Raw genomic sequence first — 18,025 nt, 5'->3', positions numbered from 1 at the left:
ATTAATGATGATATTCGGGTAAGACGCCGGCGTGTGGTTTTGTTTTGGTTGCCGAAGGTGGGAATGTATTACAAAAATTGATTATATACAATATTTTAAACAAAATTATTATTAACGTGAAAACCACGGTCATATCCGCCGCGTTAATTTGTTTCGATTTGAATGTTTGTTTGGATTCCTGTTCGGTCAAGGCCGTCTGAAAGCCCCTTGCGGCAAACTCTGTTAGAATATCAGGCCAACTTTGAAGGAGCCGACCATGACCTGCCCTTTGTGCGCCCCCGCCGGCGAAGATGTGCTGCTGCAAACCGAAAACCTGCGTGTGATTGCCGTTCACAACGAAGCCAATGCCCCCGCGTTCTGCCGCGTAATCTGGCAGCGCCATGTTGCCGAAATGACCGACCTGCAACCCACAGAACGCCAAGAGCTGATGGATGCGGTTTACCGCGTGGAGGCTGCCATGCGCCAAGTGTTCCGGCCGGCCAAAATCAACTTGGCCAGCTTGGGCAACGTGGTGCCGCACCTGCATTGGCACGTGATTGCCCGCTTCGGTAACGATGCCAATTTTCCCGCCCCCATTTGGGCGCCCGCCGTGCGGGAGTCACAGGCGGTTTTGCCGGAAAACTGGCCGCAGCAGGTAAAAGCGCTGCTGTAATGCAACCGCACAGGCCGTCTGAAAACCGTTTGCCGCCTTTCAGACGGCCTGCATTGTGTGATGCGGCGCAACACCTTTAAAATACACGCCTTTATCAGGCCGTCTGAAAGGGCGGCACACACAAGGAATCTTTATGACCTGGCAACCTTCCCGCCGCAACTTTCTGAAAGCATCCGCTGCCGCAGCCGGCGCAGGCATGCTTGCCGCCTGCGGCAGCGGCGGCACCACCCAGCCCTCCACCCAATCCAGCAAAGCCCAAACCGTGCCACCGAAAACCACCCAACCCAGCCGCAGCGGCGACAACATTCTGCGCGTTGTCGCCCCTTCCGGTTTTGCCGACAGCGCCGCCCGCTCCGAAGCCGGCCTCGCCCGCCTCCATAACGCCGGTTTTGCCGTAACCAACCAGCAGGCCGCTTTCCGCCGCTACCAGCGTTTCGCCGGCACCGACAGCGAACGCATCGCCGACTTCCAAGACGTTGCCACCGGCCGCGTCGCCACCCCGAAAGTGCTGATGGGGCTGCGCGGCGGTTACGGTGCCGTGCGCATTCTGCCGCATATCGACTTTGCCGGTCTCGGCGCCCGTATGCGCGAACGCGGCACGCTGTTTTTCGGCTTCAGCGACTTATGCGCCGTGCAGCTCGCCCTGTTGGCCAAAGGCAATATGGCCAGCTTCGCCGGGCCGATGGTGTACAGCGAATTCGGCAAACCCGCCCCCAGCACCTACACCATGGAATCGTTTATACGCGGCGCCACCAATGCCGCCAACACCGTCAGCGTGTATAACGTGCAGCGCCGCAGCGTAAACGCCGAAGGCACGTTTTGGGGCGGCAACCTAAGCGTGCTGGCCTCGCTCGCCGGCAGCCCCTATATGCCCGACATTCAGGGCGGCATCCTGTTTCTCGAAGACGTGGGCGAACAGCCCTACCGCATCGAGCGCATGCTGCAAACCCTGCATCTGGCCGGTATTTTGTCGAAACAGCAGGCCGTGGTGCTCGGCGATTTCCGCATGGGCACCATCCGCGACGTGTACGACAGCAGCTACGACTTCAGCGCCGTGGTCAACAACATCAGCCGCATCGCCAAAGTGCCCGTGCTCACCGGCTTCCCGTTCGGCCACATCACCAACAAAGCCACCTTCCCGCTGGGCGCGCACGCCAAAATACGCAGCGAATCCAACGGCGGCTACTCGGTAACGTTCAGCGGCTACCCCACCCTCAACGCCGCCGGCCTGATGCTCGACACCCTGTTGCCCCCGCCCGTTCCCGCCTACCAGCCCGTGAATATTGTGGAAGACCCGGTGCAGGAATAAATTAAGGTGGTTTTAACGCCTGTTACAAAGGCCGTCTGAAAATTTTCAGACGGCCTGAATTTTGCAAAGGCCTTTGCCTGCATAAAAAAACGCCCCCCGTAGCAGGGAAGGCGTTCGGTATTTCAAATTTCGGAATTATTTGGCGGCCGATGCGGTGGAAGCTGCTTCGGCTTTGGCGCCGGCAGCGGCTTGCTCGCCCCATGATGCGGGGTATTTGTAGCCGGCGAAACGCTGTTTGGCGTAGGTTTTGAATTCGTCAGAGTTATACGCGTCGGTTACGTCTTTCACCCATTGGCTGTCTTTGTCGGCGGTTTTCACGGCAGACCAGTTCACATAAGCGAAGCTCGGCTCTTGGAACAGGGTTTCGGTCAGCTTCATGCCGCTGCTCATGGCGTAGTTGCCGTTAACGATGGCGAAGTCAACGTCGGCGCGGCTGCGCGGCAGTTGGGCGGCTTCCAGCTCGACGATATTGATGTTTTTCAGGTTTTCGGCGATGTCGTTTTTAGACGCGGTCAACGGGTTGATGCCGTCTTTCAGCTTGATCCAGCCCAATTCGTTGAGCATCACCAGGGCGCGGGCGAAGTTGGAAGGATCGTTGGGGGCGGAAACGCTGCTGCCGTCTTTCACTTCATCCAGCGATTTGAGCTTGCCGGGGTAGAGGCCCAACGGCGCGGTCGGCACTTGGAACACTTCGGTAATATCGAGTTTGTGTTCTTTTTTGAAGTCGTCCAGATAGGGCTTGTGTTGGAAGATATTGATGTCCAGCTCGCCTTCGGCCAGCGCCAGATTGGGGCGTACATAGTCGGTAAATTCGATTAGCTTGACTTTATAGCCTTTTTTCTCCAACGCGGGTTGGATTTGCTCTTTCACCATATCACCGAAATCGCCGACGGTGGTGCCGAACACGATTTCTTGTTTTTCAGCGCCGGCTGCGGCAGGTTGTGATGCAGCGGAAGCGGCTGCGGGAGCAGTTTCTTTCTGGCCGCCGCAGGCTGCCAATGCGAAAGCCAGCGCGCCGGCCGAGAAGGTTTTGAATAAAGCGGATGCTTGCATGTTGGAACTCCAAAATTAAGTCGGTTTAAAATTTAAAATAGGTTTCAGACGGCCTTTCATATGAATAAAAGGCCGTCTGAAAGAAAGGCCGTCTGAAAAGTTTATCAGCGTTTATCCAGTTTGCGTGAAATAAAGTTGCCCAAACTCTGAATCACCACCACCAATAAAACCAAAATGGTCACGATAAAAATGATAACTTCGGTTTGGTAGCGGTAATAGCCGTAGCGGATGGCCAAGTCGCCCAAGCCGCCGCCGCCGATCATGCCGGCCGCCGCGCTGTATGACAGCAGGCCGATGGCCAGCACGGTAATGCTCGACACCATGCCCGCACGGGCTTCGTTGAGCAGCACTTTGCGGATAACCGTCATCGGTGCGGCGCCCATGCTGATGGCGGCCTCAATCACGCCGCGCGGCACTTCGCGCAGGTTTTGTTCGACCAGGCGGGCAAAGTAAAACAGGCCGGAAACGCTCAGCACCAGCGAAGCCGCAACCGGGCCGATGGTGCTGCCGACAATGGCGCGGGTGGCGGGAATCATCGCAATCATCAGAATCACAAACGGAAACGCACGCATCAGGTTAACCAGATTGTCCAACACCAGATTGACGGGGCGGTTGTAGTGCAGTTGGCGGTTGGCGGTAACGAACAGCAGCACGCCCAGCAGGGTGCCGAATACGGTGGCGAATGCGGTCGACAAGCCCACCATCACGAAGGTTTCCCATAAAGCCTGTACGATTTCGCCGCGCATACGGCCGATGGTTTCCAAGGCTTGCGAAAAGGTTAAGCCTGCCATGTCAGTCCTCCCGCACCAGCTCGCGCCCGATTTCGGATTGGGCGTGGATTCGGTTGTTGTTAACGCACACGGTTTCCACCAGTTTGCCCTGATGCAGCAGCGCGGCGCGGTCGCACAGGCGGCGCAGCACGCTCATCTCGTGGGTAACGATAACGATGGTTACGTTGAAGCGTTTGTTGATGTCTTCCAAACATTCCAACACGCTGCGGGTGGTCGCCGGATCGAGCGCGGAGGTAGGCTCGTCGGCCAGTATCACCTGCGGGTTGGGGGCGAGGGCGCGGGCGATGCCCACACGCTGTTTCTGGCCGCCCGAAAGTTGGGCGGGATAGTGGGCTGCACGGTTTTCCAGCCCCACGATTTCCAGACATTCCGCCACCCGCGCTTGGATTTTTTCAGACGGCCAACCGGCGATTTCCAGCGGGAACGCCACATTGCCGGCCACGGTGCGGTTGGAAAGCAGGTTAAACTGCTGGAACACCATGCCGATGTTTTGCCGCGCATGGCGCAGTTGGGCGGCGTTTAACGAAGTCAGCTCCTGCCCGGCCACCGTTACCGTGCCGGTGTCTGGGCGCTCGAGCAGGTTGATCAGGCGCAGCAGCGTGGATTTTCCTGCACCCGAATAGCCCATCAGACCGAAAATTTCGCCCGCTTCGATTTGCAGCGAAGTCGGCTCCACGGCGGTAAACCACGTTTTATCGCGGTTTTGATAGCGCTTGGAAACATTGTCCAAAGTAATCATAAGTTTATCCAAAACAACAAAGCCCGATGTGTAACACAGCGGGCCGGAATGCAAACAGATGGGCTGCAAAGTGCAACCTACGCTTTAGCTGTTTAACGCCCGCAAGCTGTGTCAAATCGGCGGCAAATTTTGCGTGCAAATATACTGCAAACCGTTTTCAGGGTCAAGTTTTGTAAATGCCGGTGGCGGCAAAGGCGGAAACTAAAGCTTTTTAATTTAGTGGGATAGGGTAGTTGTTCGGCAAATCCGACCGTCGGCCGTGCCTTGTTCGGTTTGCCGGCGCACAAAACGGTTTGAGCATAAGCAAATAAAGAGCGGGTTGGCTGCTTCGGTGTGCGCTGGCGGTTTTATAATCCGACTATTGCCAATCTTTTAAATATAAGGAGTTTGCGATGTCTGCCAAAATTTTGATTTCTACCGCGCTGGTTTGCTTGCTGGCAGCTTGCAGCAGCCCGCACCGCGAAACGCAAATGTTGAAAGACAAACTGGCCGAAGCGGAAACGGCGGTGAAGCTCTCTGCCGAAAACAGCAAGCGCTTGGAAAATACGTATTCCGATATTTATTTTGAACTCAACAGCCTAACCGTTGAGAATTTTAAAGCCAAAGTGGCGCGGGGTGATACGTTTTACGCCTATATCGGCCGCCCGAGCTGCGGCGACTGCAATGCGTTCGAGCCGATGTTCAAACGTTATATCGCTTCGCATAAGCTGCACGACAAGATTTATTTTGTAAACGTGCACCGCCTACACCAAGATAAACCCGCTTGGGCGGCATTCAAACAGCAATACGGTTTGAGCGGCACGCCGGTGTTGGCGAAATATTCAAAAGGCCGCCAAGTTAATGAGCTGGACTTTGAAGACAACAAAGGCATTAGTGCCGAAGATTTGGAAAAATGGCTGGCATTGAATAAATTATAGACTGCCGAAGCAGCCGGATCAGCCCTTCCGATTTTTGCTTTCATGGGTATTACCAACAACCGCAGGGTATCGTTCCAATCCGGCGGTTTTATCCGTCATTTATTACTCATATACCACACCGGCAATCAGGCTTTCGGAATTCAATGTGCCGTAAGACTGCTCCCATGCTTGGGCGGCTTCTGCGGCGGCGCATTCGTGTGCAAAAGCCTGTTGTTTGCCGTTCATTTGCGTTATCCGCAATGTATTCAGTTTGTCGCAGCCTAATTCCGACAGCGGCATTTGAGCCGATTGGGCTTCGGTGTAGCCGGAAGAGAATATCACCGCCATCGCAGCCAATGTGCTGAATAACACCAAACCTTTGCGTTGCTTGCTTTGCATGATTTCGTTCCTTTCTCGGTTAACCAGGCTTGCTAAGATTTTATTTAGTTATTTGATGCTTTATATAAAAGGCAGCTAAATAAAACCGAATAGCCGTTTCAATTCATAAAATAATATTTTGATTAAATAAAGAAGATGATGAAAAATCTAAGCTTAAGCGAATATTACTTATCTAAATCTGAAATTGCAATACTTTTTCTTATTTATTTTTAAAATTTATCTTACTTTTTGAATAAAACTAAAGTAAAATAAAGCTGAATTGCAGGATGGTATGCAAAACCACACCTGAAAAAGGAACATATATGAACACGTTTAAAGACAGATTAGCTTTTCTTTGGAAAAATGAAGCCAAGCAGGCCAAAATCGCGGCGGATATCGACATGACGATTGCGGGCTTCAGCCGCATTTGGAACGAGGGCGGTTTGCCGAAGGCGGAAACACTGAAAAAAATCAAACAATTGAAAGGTTGCAGCATTGATTGGCTGCTAACGGGCGAAGGCGAGCCGTTTCCGAACGCCGCCGCACCTTCGGCGGCAACGGCGGAAGATACGCTGGGCAACCCTGTGGATATCGACGAATTTGTGTTCGTGCCCCGTTACGATATTCAGGCGGCGGCGGGGCACGGCCGTTTGGTGGGCGACGAGACGCCTGTGTTTACCATGGCTTTCCGCCGGTATTGGATAGAGAATTATGTAACCCGCGACACCAAAAACCTTTCGGTGATTTCGGTAAAAGGCGATTCGATGGAGGGCGTGTTGAACGACGGCGATTCGATTCTGATCAACCACGGCGAAACCACCCCGCGCGACGGCCTTTATGTGTTGCGCTTGAACGAAAACCTATTGGTGAAGCGTTTGCAGTTGATGCCGGGCGGAATCGTGAACGTGATTTCCGCCAACGAGGCTTACCCCACGTTTGAAATCAATCTCAACAATATGACCGACGATGTGGCCATTATCGGCAGGGTGGAGTGGTTCGGGCGGAATATTTAAAAGATAGCGCTTGAAGCACCGGCTTGAACTCTTGGTTTGTGCGGCCTGAGAGTGTGCCAAATCCAACAGGTGTCACAAAAATAAACCCAGATCTTTGCAAAATTCGTTTAGGCCGTCTGAAACATTCATATGCCGTCTTTCCTGCGTAGGTGGAGATGACGGCTGACGGGTGTTTTCAGACGGCCTGAGACTTTCGTAAAAAGCCGGTTTTCTTCTGAAAATGTTTTTATTCCGTCATACTCGGGCTGGATTCGAGTGGCTGTTATTTCTTTTAAAACAACAAGATGCTCGGGTCAAGCCCGAGCATGACGCAGAGGTTTTAAGAGGTTGAAAGGAGTTTTACAAAGGTCTCGGAATGGCTGTAATGGCAGATTTCCAATGACTTTTTGGCTTGGCAACGGTTTGGCTGCAGGTTCTGCCGTTTATTTCGATTGTGCAGCTTTTGCAGCCGCCTGGGCAGTCGGGTTGGGTGTGGCTTCGCCGATTTTATGCAGCGTGTTCCGGTCTGTGTGGTGGAAAGGTTGTTCTTGCCCGGGAATCACCAGCACGGTGTCTTGTTCGTATGACCATGTGCCGTCGTCGTTGAGGGTAACGGTAATGGTGTAGCTTTCGGTGCGGAAGGCGTATTCGAGAAAAGGGTTCGATAAAATGCCGCTTACCGTCGAGCCGCGCTCTGCTTTAAGCGTGAAGGTTTTATCGTTAGGAGCGGCTTTGCCTACGGCCATCACGGTTTGTCCGCGCGGAATGGTTAAGGTGAGGATAATGTTGCCGGTAGCCGGTTCCCACAGCCAATAACCGACTTGGTCGTGAAACGTTTCCACTTCGTCGGGCTGAACAATGCGGGTGTGGTAACGCAGGCCGTAAAACAATTGCGGGCCGTTGGTTTGCGCATCTATCGGTTGCAGCTCGTAATGTTCGATATAGGCATCGGTTTCGGGACCGTCGGCTTTGGGGTTGACATCGGTGCCGCGTGCGCCCTGCCAGATGCCGGCCATCGGCGCGAGCGGGCCGAGATTGGCTAGGGTGTTGGTGTCGGGATCGGGTTCGGTATAGATGTCTTTCGGGAAGTGTTCCATGATTTTCCTTTCGGTAGGAATGTTCGATTATAAGATGTTCGATTATAAACAGGTCGTTTGAAAAAACGGTTTTCAGACGGCCTGTGTTTGTGCTGCATCAATCCGTGCGGGGTATCCGGCTTGCTGCCTTTTTACCGCAAAATATTTGCCCGCCGTTATTTGGCGGCGGCAACCTGTTTCATCCAGGCAAACAGTTCGTCCAAGTCGTAATCGCCGCTGTGCGGTACGTCCCACGGCAGGAAGTAATCGACGCTGTGGCCGTGGTTTTGCAGTTTGGCCGCCAAAACGGCGGATACGGCCAACGATGTGTCGCGGTCGGTGGTGCCGACGCGGATGCGCCAGTGCTTCGGCGCTTTGGCTTCAGAGCTGCCGATATAGTTGAGCGGGTTCATGATTTTCACGGTTTGCGCATCGGCCTGGGTGGCACCTTCGGCGGTGTTGTGCTGCATACTGAAATCGGTGAAGTGCTGTTTATCAACGGTTGCGGTGCCGAAAAGCTGGTTTTCGCCGGCGCTTAAATCCACCGCGTCGAAAGCGGGCGGGGTTTTCTGGCGGCCGGCGGCTTTGGCGTATTTATCGAAATCCACGGCGGTTACTTTGCCGTTTTTAATGGTCAGCCAGTTGCGGTCGTTGAGGTTTTTGCCTGCATCAAGCTGTTTTTGGGCGGATGCGGCCAAGAGGCCGGCCACATGGTTTTTGAAGCTGCCGTTGCCGTTTTTATCAAGCGTGAGCAGGCGGCCTTGCGCGTCTTTGAGCTTGAGGCTGTTGATGTAGGCGGGGTAGAGCGGCTTGAGCTGATTGGAAAGTTTGATTTCGGCGGCAGTGAGCGTGCCGGGCACCAGCTCGCGTTTCACGTTGTAGTCGAGCATGGTGATGTTCATTTTTTTGTAGTCGTTCACGCCGTTGAACTGCCACTCGTAGGCCATGTCGGCGTGGTCGAGGTCGGTAATCGGGCAATAGGCGGAAACGGCGAAAATATCGTCGGGCGCGTCGGCTGCGCCCAAGGCTTTCAGATGGCCTTCGTAATCTTTGCTGTTGCCGCTGGCGCCGAGCAGGGCGGATAAGGCACCGCCGGCGCTGGTGCCGTTGGAGATGATTTTACCAGCATCACCCGGCATGGCCCGGTCGTTGGCTTTCAGGTAGCGGACGGCGGCTTTCAAATCGACAATCGCAGCGGGCGCTTTGCCGTTGGCGGCGGTGCGGCCGCGTGCGCCGGCCGAGGCAACCACATAACCTTTAGACAGAGCCACCAGCATGGCATTGGGCTGGTTGTTGTTGCGCTTGTCCAAGCCGGGTTTGCCCGCTTCGGCGGGCATATAGCCGCCGATTTGGTTGGGGAAGAAAATCGGCGCGGTGTCGGCGGTGTAGCCTTCGATGCTGCCGCCCGCATAATAGGCTTCGGGCACATAAATATTGATGGTTTCGTATTTGGCATCGGCCGGGTTTTTCACATAAACGATGCCTTCGAAAGCGCGGTAGCGCACGGTTTGGCCGTTAACTTCGGCGCTTTGTTTGGTGGACGTTTGCTTGGCAAAATCCAAATCGCCGTTTTGCGCGGTGCCGGTTTTGGGCGACGAGCAGGCGGCCAGGCCGAAGGCAAGCGAAGCGGCAATCAGGGCGGGGGTGGTTTTTTTCATGATTTTTTCCGTTGGAAACAAGATTGGATGAAGGTTGGAAATCTTATTTAAGACGTGCGTGGCCGTCTGAAAGTTCCAATCCGAACGGTATGCCTGCGGCAGTTAAAAAGTTTATAATAGCCGCCTTTGCCGCCTGTTTCAGACGGCCTCGGAATAACGGTTATTACTCTATAAATGAACAACACCCACATTACACACACCGTTTACCATATCCGCAGCGGCACAGCCGAAGTGGCGGAAACCGCCGACGTTTTGGCCGAAGAAACCGCAGTCGCACTGGTTTATAACGGCATTTCCCACGTTGTTTTAATGGCCACGCCGGCCGATTTGGAAGCGCTGGCGTTGGGCTTCAGCCTGAGCGAAGGCATTCTCACGAAAGCGGGCGAACTTTACGATATTGAAACCAAGCCTTCCTGCAACGGTATAGAAGTTCATTTGGAAATCGCCGCCGCCCGTTTTCATGCGCTCAAGGCGCGCCGCCGCAATATGGGCGGCCGCAGCGGCTGCGGATTGTGCGGCATCGACAGCCTAGCCGCCGTGCAGCCCGACCTGCCCGCCGTAACCAGAAGCCGAACCATACGCAGCACGGACATTCAGACGGCCTTAAACGGGCTGGAAGCACACCAAACCCTGCGCAACCTCACCGGCTCGGTGCACGGCGCCGCTTGGGTGGAAAACGGCCGTATCGTGCGCCTGTTTGAAGATGTCGGCCGCCATAACGCGCTGGACAAATTATTAGGCTTTATGGCAAGGCAGGAAACCGACCCGCAGCAGGGCTTCGTGTTGATTTCCAGCCGCGCCAGCTACGAAATGGTGGCCAAAGCCGCCATGCTCGGCATCGGCGCAGTGGTCGCCGTATCCGCTCCCACCGCGCTGGCCGTGCGGCTGGCCGAGCAGGCGGGCATCACCTTAATCGGTTTTGCCAAACCGCAGCAATTTACGGTATACAGCCACCGCAACTGGCTGGAGGCCGTCTGAAAAAAACACACACAAGGAAACACAATGAACACCACCGCCGAGCCGATTAAAAAAGGCCTGTTTCACACCCCGTTTTGGCTTGCGCCCGAGAAAAACACCTTTGAAAACCGCAGTGTACGCTTTCAAGAGCTGGCGGCGGCCGAGCCGGGCGAATGGCGCCTTTATCTGGAACTGCTGGCTGCCGTTTGCGTCGCCCAGCATAAGGTAGCACTCAGGCACACCTTTCCGTTGCCCGAAAAGCACAGCGGCGCCACCGTGTTGCCCGAAGCGGCGGCAGGGGAAGTACCCGCCGCTTTCTATGATGTGTTTCAAGACTTGTTAAACGAAGTGCGCGGCAACATCACGCACACCGCCGCCGCCGAAACCCAACGGCTGGCTGTGTTGGATAAGCCCGAAGCCGAAGCACTGGCACGGCGCGTGCTTACCCAAGCCGGAGAAGAAGCCGACCGTTCCGCAGAAATCTGGGTACAGGCCGCGCTGCAAATCGTTTGGACGGCATGGGCCGCGCAGCTGGCCGAAGACGACGTGCCGCCCGTTGAAGAGCGCGTGCACTGTCCGTGTTGCGGCACCGAAGCCGTCGGCAGCGTGGTGCTGATTCAGAGCGACTTGAGCGGCTTCCGCTATATGCATTGCCCGCTGTGCAACAGCCGCTGGAACGCCCTGCGCGCCAAATGCACTTCTTGCGGCGACAGCGGCGGCATCCGCATCCAGCAGGTTGACGGCGCATCCGCCCCCGGGCTGCCAGCCGTTTTCAGCGGCGCCCATGCCGAAAGCTGCGAAGCCTGCCGCACCTACCGCAAACTCTACCGCCAAGACAAACAGCAATACGCCGACCCCGTTGCCGACGATTTGGCCACGCTGGGCTTGGACATCGCCGTGGGCGAGGCCGGCTACGAACGCGGCGGCGCCAACCCGTTTCTGCTGCACGGCTAGCTATAAGTGAATCCACTTGCTTCGGTACAAGGCAGCAAGCCGCAGACAGTACAGATAGTACGGAACCGATTCTGTTGCCGCTTCAGCGGCTTACAAAATCGTTCTCTTTGAGCTAAGGCGCAGCAACGCCGTAACGGAGTAAGTGGATTCACTGTAACCGTTTGAAAAACCGCCGGCCGCCCCGCTTGCTGGTACAATGAAACCGCACCGTTCGCCATTTTCAAAAGGCAGGCATCACAATGAGCACCGTTAAATATTTTCCCGACCAACAGAAATTCTCCCTGCTGCAAGATTTCGACGAAGCGGGTTATCTCACCTACCGCATCGAAAACGGCGCATGGGATATCGACCACACCGTTATTAACCCGGCCCATCGCGGCAAGGGGCTGGCGCGGGTGTTGGTGGAAGCCGCCGCAACCGAAGCGGCCAAACAAAACGTTGCCTTAACCGCCAGCTGCGATTATGCGGCGGCGGTGTTGGCCAAACGGCAGCCTTAGGGAGTGTAGTCAGAAAGCGTTGCGGCGGTATTTTTGGTCAAAATCCGCATCTGCGGCGTTAGGTAGCGTAGCGGACTTGCGAAGTTAAAATGCCCGCAAGGTATTCAGCCTTGCTGCGCTTTTTGCCTTGCAAACGTGCTTTTTGCCTCAAAAAAACCGCCTCACAAGCCTTCTGACTACACTCCCTAGGTTTTTCAGACGGCCTTTCCGTTCAAATTGTAGGCCGTCTGAAAAACGCAAACCTATTCCGATGGAGCAACCCGTTAAAGGAAAACCGCCATGCAAACACCGAAAATCGCCGTAGTCGGCAGCATCAATATGGATTTGGTTACATCGTCGCCCCGGTTTCCGCAGCCGGGCGAAACCCTGCTGGGCACATCGTTCCGGCGTTTTATGGGCGGCAAAGGTGCCAACCAGGCGGTGGCGGCGGCACGTTTGGGTGCCGATGTCAGCATGGTGGGCGCGGTGGGCGACGACGGTTTCGGCAGCGAAGCGCTGGAAAATCTGAAGCGGGAAGGCGTCGATATTGCGGGCGTGCGCGTGTTGGAAGATGTGCCGACCGGCATGGCCAACATCACCGTGGCCGAAGGCGACAACCACATCATCGTGGTTTCCGGCGCTAATTTCGGCATCACGCCCGAGCATATCGAAGCCTGCGAAAAGCAAATCGCCGGTGCCGACGTGGTGTTGGCGCAATTGGAAATCCCCATGGCGTGCGTGATTGCCGCCGCCAAGCTGGCGCACAAACACGGCAAACCGTTCGTGCTCAACCCCGCGCCCGCACAGAAGCTGCCCGCCGAACTGCTGGAGCTGGTTACGCTGCTCACGCCCAACGCCCACGAGCTGGCCATCAGCTTGGGTTTGCCCGAAAACACGCCGGCGGAAGAATTAATCGCCCGCACCCCCTGCCCGGTGCTGATGACGCGCGGCAGCGAAGGTGCGCTGTATAACGACGGGCAGGGCGCGCTGCACCGGCAGGGCGGCTTCAAAGTTGCCCCCGTGGACACAACCGGTGCGGGCGACACGTTTAACGGTGCCTTCGCCGTGTTCCGTGCCGAAGGTATGGAAACAGCCGTACGCAAGGCCAACGCCGCCGCCGCATTGTCGGTAACCAAAGCGGGTGCGCAGGGCGGTATGCCCGTGTCGGCAGAGTTGGAAGCGTTTCTGGCTGCGCAAAAACTATAGTGAATCCAATTACTTCGGTACAAGGCAGCAAGCCGCAGACAGTACAGATAGTACGGCAAGGCGCGGCAACGCCGTAACGGAGTAAGTGGATTCACTATAACGGAGTTCAGACGGCCAAACAGCCCGTTACCCTTATAAAAACAACGTAATTAGGCTACAATAGCATTTCTAAAGAATCTCTATTTTTATTCAGACGGCCTCAGAAGCCACAACGCTTCTGAGGCCGTCTGAAAAATCCGCAACCACGAGAAAACCATGACCGATTACAGCAAAACCGTCAATCTCTACGAATCGCCCTTTCCCATGCGCGGCAACCTGGCCAAGCGCGAACCGGCATGGGTGAAAAGCTGGCAGGAGCAGCAACGCTACCAAAAACTGCGCGCCAAAGCCAAAGGCCGCCCCAAATTCGTGCTGCACGACGGCCCGCCCTATGCCAACGGCGACATCCATATCGGCCATGCGGTCAACAAAATTCTCAAAGACATCATTATCCGCAGCAAAACGCTGGCCGGTTTCGACGCCCCCTATGTGCCGGGCTGGGACTGCCACGGCCTGCCGATTGAAGTGATGGTGGAAAAACTGCACGGCAAAAACATGCCCGATGCCAAGTTCCGCGAACTCTGCCGCGAATACGCCGCCGAGCAGATCGCGCGCCAGAAAAAAGACTTCATCCGCCTGGGCGTGCTGGGCGACTGGGGCAACCCCTATCTCACCATGGACTTCAAAACCGAAGCCGACACCGTGCGCACGCTGGGCGAAATCTATAAAGCAGGCTATCTCTACCGCGGCGAAAAACCTGTGCAGTTCTGTTTGGACTGCGGCTCGTCGCTGGCCGAAGCCGAAGTGGAATACAAAGACAAAATTTCCGATGCCATCGATGTAGCCTATTTGTTTAAAGACAATGCCGCACTGGCCGCCGCTTTCGGCCTGCCGCAAATCGAAGGCCCGGCCTTTGCCGTGATTTGGACGACCACTCCGTGGACGCTGCCCGCCAGCCAAGCCATCGCCGCCGGCGCAGACGTGGCCTACCAACTCATCGACACACCCAAAGGCAAGCTGGTGCTGGCCAAAGAGCTGGCCGCAGACGCATTGGAACGCTACGGCTTTTCAGACGGCCAAACAACCGTGCTGGCCGAAGCCGCCGGCAGCAGGCTCGAAAACCTGCATCTTGCCCATCCGTTCATTGAGCGCGACATTCTGATGCTCAACGGCGACCACGTTACCACCGATGCCGGCACCGGCCTCGTGCACAGCGCGCCCGCGCACGGTTTGGAAGACTATTTCGTCTGCCTCAAATACGGCATCAAACTCTACAACCCCGTTAACGGCGAAGGCCGCTATATGGCCGATGTGCCGCGCGTGGCCGGTTTAACCGTGTGGGAAGCCAACCCCGTGATTATCGAATGGCTGCAAGAGGAAGGCAAACTCTTGGCGCACAACAAAATCGAACACAGCTATGCCCACTGCTGGCGCCACAAAACCCCGCTGATTTACCGCGCCACCGGCCAATGGTTTATCGGCATGGACAAAGCCGGCACCAACGGCAAAACCCTGCGCAACAACGCCCTCAAAGCGGTGGACGACACCGAATTCTTCCCCTCGTGGGGCCGCGCCCGCCTGCAGGCCATGATCGAAGGCCGTCCCGACTGGGTGGTGTCGCGCCAGCGTTATTGGGGCACACCGATGACCTTCTTCGTGCACAAAGAAACCGGCGAACTGCACCCGCGTACCGCCGAATTGTTGGAAGAAGTGGCGCAGCGCATCGAGCAAAAAGGCATCGAAGCCTGGTTCGCGCTCGATGCCGCCGAACTGCTGGGCGCAGAAGCCGCACAATACGAAAAACTGAAAGACACCATGGACGTATGGTTCGACTCGGGCAGCACCCACTTTTCCGTGCTCAAACAGCGCGAAGAATTGGCCTGGCCCGCCGATCTCTACCTCGAAGGCAGCGACCAGCACCGCGGCTGGTTCCAATCGTCCATGCTCACCGGCTGCGCCTCGATGGAGCGCGCGCCCTACAAACAACTGCTCACCCACGGCTTCGTGGTCGACCAAAACGGCAGAAAAATGTCGAAATCGCTGGGCAACGTTGTCGCCCCGCAAGAGGTGTATAACGAATTCGGCGCCGACATCCTGCGCCTGTGGACGGCTTCCACCGATTACAGCGGCGAGCTGGCGATATCCAAAGAAATCCTCAAGCGCGTTACCGAAAGCTACCGCCGCATTCGCAACACCCTGAGCTTCTTATTCGCCAACCTGAGCGACTTCCGCCCCATCGAACACGCCGTGCCGCAAGACCAGATGGTGGAAATCGACCGCTACGCCCTCGTGCTGGCGCGCCGCCTGCAAGAACGTTTGGCGGGCGACTACTACCCGCGCTACGCCTTCCACTTCGCCGTGAAAGATATCGCCGCCTTCTGCTCGGAAGATTTGGGCGCGTTTTACCTCGATATCCTGAAAGACCGCCTCTACACCACCCAAACCGACAGCCACGCCCGCCGCAGCGCCCAAACCGCGCTCTACCACATCACCCGCAGCCTGGTGCTGCTGATTTCGCCGATACTGTGTTTCACCGCCGAAGAAGCGTGGGACATCATCGGCGGCGGTGAGGAAGACAGCGTGCTGTTCCACACCTGGCACGAGTTCCCGCCCATCAACGAAAAGAGCGAAGCCGCCCTGATGGAAAAATGGCAGGCCGTGCGCCAAGTGCGCGAAGCCGTTACTGCCGCCATCGAGCCTTTGCGCGCCGACAAAACCGTAGGCTCTTCTTTGCAGGCCGAAGCGGACATCACCGCCCCCGAAGAATTGGCAGGCTACCTGAAAATGCTCGGCGACGAGTTACGCTTCGCCCTCTTGGTGTCTAAAGCCACGGTTGCCAAAGGCAGCGAACTGGCCGTAACCGCCAAAGTGAGCGGCGGCGAAAAATGCGAACGCTGCTGGCACTACACCGACGACATCGGTGCCGTTGCCGCCCACCCCGGTATCTGCAAACGCTGCGCGGAAAATATCGGCGGCAAAGGCGAAGAGCGCCACTACGCCTGATAACGGATTATGTTGTAAGGTAAGGTAACGGGCCGTCTGAAAACTTTTCAGACGGCCCGTTACCTTTGCAAAAATCAAACTGCCGGCTAAAAAACCGATTCCCGTCATACTCGGGCTTGACCCGAGTATCTGCCAGTTCTTTATAAGCAGCAAGATGCTCGGATTAAGCCCGAGCATGACGTAGGTTGTTAAGGTGCTAAAACAACTTGCAAAAGCTTGAGGCCGTCTGAAAACTTTTCAGACGGCCTCAAGCTTTTAAATCACCCCGTTTATCACGCCAAAATCTTGCCCACGATTTCGGCAACGTCTTTCGATAAACCGCTTTGGGCTTGAATCCGCTGCAATTGGGCCTGCATCAGGTTTTTGCGGTGCGGTTCGAGTTTGTTGCAGAGGTTGAACGCCTGCACCAGCCGGGAAGCCACTTGCGGGTTGAAGCGGTCGATTTCCATCACTTTGTCGGCGACGAAGGCGTAACCCGCACCGCTTTCGGCGTGGAAATGCGGCACGTTGCGGCTGAAAGCGCCGAGCAGGGAGCGGGCTTTGTTGGGGTTTTCGAGGCTGAAGGCGGGGTGGTTTAAGGCCGCTTGAACTTGTGCGGGCGTGTCGGCGCGGCGGCTGGAGGCGATTAGGGTGAAGTATTTGTCCATCACCAGCGCGTCGTTGCGGAATTTTTCGGCAAACTGTTCCAGCATTTCGTTGCGTTTGTTGCTTTCGTTGTGGTTGACGGCCGACAAAATGCCCCATTCGTGGGTCATGTTTTGTGCCATTTCGGCATATTTTTCGGCAACGGTATTGATGTGGGCGGGGTTGGCGCGCAATACGAAGGCACGGCAGGTGTTGCGCAGGGTGCGCCAGCCTGCGGTTTCGGGGCTGTATTCGTAGCGGGTGGCGGGATCGGCCTGTTGCTCGGCTTGGGCGGCTTTTTGGTTGAGCGCCAGAAATTGCGCTTTAAAGCGGGTGGCGATTAAGTCGAGCAGGGCTTCGCGGGCGCGGTGGACTTGCAGCGGGTCGATGTTGTCGCGCTCTGCCCACAGTTCGGCTTCGGCGGGCACGGCCAGCAGCATGGCTTGGAATTCGGCGTCGATGCCGTCTGCGGCCAGCACGTATGCCACGGCTTCGAGCAGCCCTTGGTGTTCGGGCAGCGGCAGGCCTTGCGCGAGTGCGGTTTCGTTGGCGGCGATGGCGCGGCGGTAGAGGGTTTGGCCGGCTTCCCAGCGGGCGAAGGGGTCGGTGTCGGCGGCCAGCAGCACGGCCAGCTCTGCGTCGGTGTAGGGATAATTGAGGTGCACGGGGGCGGAAAAGCCGCGCAGCAGCGAGGGCACGGCGTTTTGCCGCACGTTTTCCAGTGTGAAGGTTTGCTCGGCTTCGGTGAGCAGCAGCACGGTTTCGATAATTTCTTCGCTGCTGCCGGGCCGTCTGAAAGCAATTTGGCGGCCGTTTTCTGCATCGAACAGGGCAACTTTCAGCGGCATGGTCATGGGTTGTTTTTCGGCCATGTCGGGCGTGGGCGGCACGGTTTGTTTAACGGTTAATTCGTAGCCGCCGCTGCCGTTCAGACGGCCTTTCACGTCTAACACGGGCGTGCCGGCCTGGCTGTACCACAGGGCGAAGCGGTCGAGATTGGTGTCGTTGGCGTCGGCCATGGCGGCGCGGAAGTCGTCGCAGGTAACGGCTTGGCCGTCGTGGCGTTCGAAATAGAGCTTCATGCCTTTTTGGAAACCGGCTTCGCCCAGCAGGGTGTGATACATCCGCACCACTTCGGCGCCTTTTTCATACACGGTCATGGTGTAGAAGTTGTTCATTTCTTCGTATGAGGCGGGGCGGATGCTGTCTCTTATATACATCT

Annotated in this window: 16 protein-coding genes; 9 read left to right on the top strand and 7 right to left on the bottom strand. The window is 56.3% G+C overall.

The features are described from left to right. Positions 1 to 256 precede the first annotated feature (256 nt). Entirely contained in the window at positions 257 to 652 is a 396-nt protein-coding gene (locus NQ012_RS06255) for an HIT family protein (RefSeq protein ID WP_257066755.1), read from the top strand. A gap of 133 nt (positions 653 to 785) precedes the next feature. Beyond that, on the top strand, positions 786 to 1,961 hold the full coding sequence (locus NQ012_RS06250) for an LD-carboxypeptidase (protein WP_257066754.1): 1,176 nt from the start codon (positions 786 to 788) through the stop codon (positions 1,959 to 1,961). 135 nt (positions 1,962 to 2,096) lie between these two features. Here NQ012_RS06250 and NQ012_RS06245 read toward each other — a convergent pair whose 3' ends face one another. The 3 genes from NQ012_RS06245 to NQ012_RS06235 form a co-directional block, all read right to left on the bottom strand. Continuing rightward, positions 2,097 to 3,014, bottom strand: coding sequence for a MetQ/NlpA family ABC transporter substrate-binding protein (locus NQ012_RS06245; RefSeq protein ID WP_257066753.1), 918 nt, complete (start codon positions 3,012 to 3,014; stop codon positions 2,097 to 2,099). 104 nt (positions 3,015 to 3,118) lie between these two features. Further along, positions 3,119 to 3,805: a methionine ABC transporter permease gene (locus NQ012_RS06240; protein ID WP_257066752.1), complete on the bottom strand. Its 687-nt coding sequence runs from the start codon at positions 3,803 to 3,805 to the stop codon at positions 3,119 to 3,121. A 1-nt stretch (position 3,806) separates the two neighbouring features. Further along, a complete protein-coding gene (locus NQ012_RS06235) occupies positions 3,807 to 4,544 on the bottom strand; it encodes a methionine ABC transporter ATP-binding protein (RefSeq protein ID WP_257066751.1) in 738 nt (245 codons plus the stop codon). 392 nt (positions 4,545 to 4,936) lie between these two features. On the opposite strand from NQ012_RS06235, the gene NQ012_RS06230 reads away from it, so the two are divergent. After that, a complete protein-coding gene (locus NQ012_RS06230; RefSeq protein ID WP_257066750.1) occupies positions 4,937 to 5,461 on the top strand; it encodes a thioredoxin family protein in 525 nt (174 codons plus the stop codon). A 102-nt stretch (positions 5,462 to 5,563) separates the two neighbouring features. On the opposite strand, the gene NQ012_RS06225 is transcribed toward NQ012_RS06230, so the two are convergent. After that, positions 5,564 to 5,839, bottom strand: a complete 276-nt coding sequence (locus NQ012_RS06225; protein ID WP_257066749.1) for a hypothetical protein — start codon at positions 5,837 to 5,839, stop codon at positions 5,564 to 5,566. Positions 5,840 to 6,141: 302 nt separating this feature from the next. On the opposite strand from NQ012_RS06225, the gene NQ012_RS06220 reads away from it, so the two are divergent. Then, positions 6,142 to 6,831: a S24 family peptidase gene (locus tag NQ012_RS06220; RefSeq protein WP_257066747.1), complete on the top strand. Its 690-nt coding sequence runs from the start codon at positions 6,142 to 6,144 to the stop codon at positions 6,829 to 6,831. Between the two features lie 422 nt (positions 6,832 to 7,253). Here NQ012_RS06220 and NQ012_RS06215 read toward each other — a convergent pair whose 3' ends face one another. Both NQ012_RS06215 and NQ012_RS06210 read right to left on the bottom strand, forming a co-directional pair. Further along, positions 7,254 to 7,907: an FABP family protein gene (locus NQ012_RS06215; RefSeq protein WP_257066746.1), complete on the bottom strand. Its 654-nt coding sequence runs from the start codon at positions 7,905 to 7,907 to the stop codon at positions 7,254 to 7,256. Between the two features lie 155 nt (positions 7,908 to 8,062). After that, positions 8,063 to 9,544 (bottom strand): subtype B tannase, encoded by a 1,482-nt coding sequence (locus NQ012_RS06210; protein WP_257066745.1) that lies wholly within the window; start codon positions 9,542 to 9,544, stop codon positions 8,063 to 8,065. A gap of 174 nt (positions 9,545 to 9,718) precedes the next feature. On the opposite strand from NQ012_RS06210, the gene fdhD reads away from it, so the two are divergent. From fdhD to ileS, 5 genes are all read left to right on the top strand, one after another. After that, a complete protein-coding gene (gene fdhD, locus NQ012_RS06205) occupies positions 9,719 to 10,522 on the top strand; it encodes a formate dehydrogenase accessory sulfurtransferase FdhD (protein ID WP_257066744.1) in 804 nt (267 codons plus the stop codon). A gap of 24 nt (positions 10,523 to 10,546) precedes the next feature. Then, the gene (locus NQ012_RS06200) at positions 10,547 to 11,455 is read left to right on the top strand and encodes a formate dehydrogenase accessory protein FdhE (protein ID WP_257066743.1); all 909 of its coding nucleotides are present in this window, start codon (positions 10,547 to 10,549) and stop codon (positions 11,453 to 11,455) included. Between the two features lie 239 nt (positions 11,456 to 11,694). Beyond that, the gene (locus NQ012_RS06195; RefSeq protein ID WP_257066742.1) at positions 11,695 to 11,952 is read left to right on the top strand and encodes a GNAT family N-acetyltransferase; all 258 of its coding nucleotides are present in this window, start codon (positions 11,695 to 11,697) and stop codon (positions 11,950 to 11,952) included. A 279-nt stretch (positions 11,953 to 12,231) separates the two neighbouring features. Next, positions 12,232 to 13,137, top strand: coding sequence for a ribokinase (gene rbsK, locus NQ012_RS06190; protein WP_257066741.1), 906 nt, complete (start codon positions 12,232 to 12,234; stop codon positions 13,135 to 13,137). Between the two features lie 255 nt (positions 13,138 to 13,392). Beyond that, entirely contained in the window at positions 13,393 to 16,179 is a 2,787-nt protein-coding gene (gene ileS / locus NQ012_RS06185) for an isoleucine--tRNA ligase (RefSeq protein WP_257066740.1), read from the top strand. Positions 16,180 to 16,451: 272 nt separating this feature from the next. Here ileS and NQ012_RS06180 read toward each other — a convergent pair. After that, a partial coding sequence (locus NQ012_RS06180; RefSeq protein ID WP_257066738.1) for a DUF3458 domain-containing protein occupies positions 16,452 to 18,025 on the bottom strand: 1,574 nt, incomplete at its 5' end.

The organism is Neisseria dentiae (genome assembly GCF_024580525.1).
GTDB lineage: Bacteria > Pseudomonadota > Gammaproteobacteria > Burkholderiales > Neisseriaceae > Neisseria > Neisseria dentiae_A.
The sequence above is the reverse complement of the archived record's forward strand: the minus strand, read 5'-3'. Positions and strand labels throughout refer to the sequence as shown.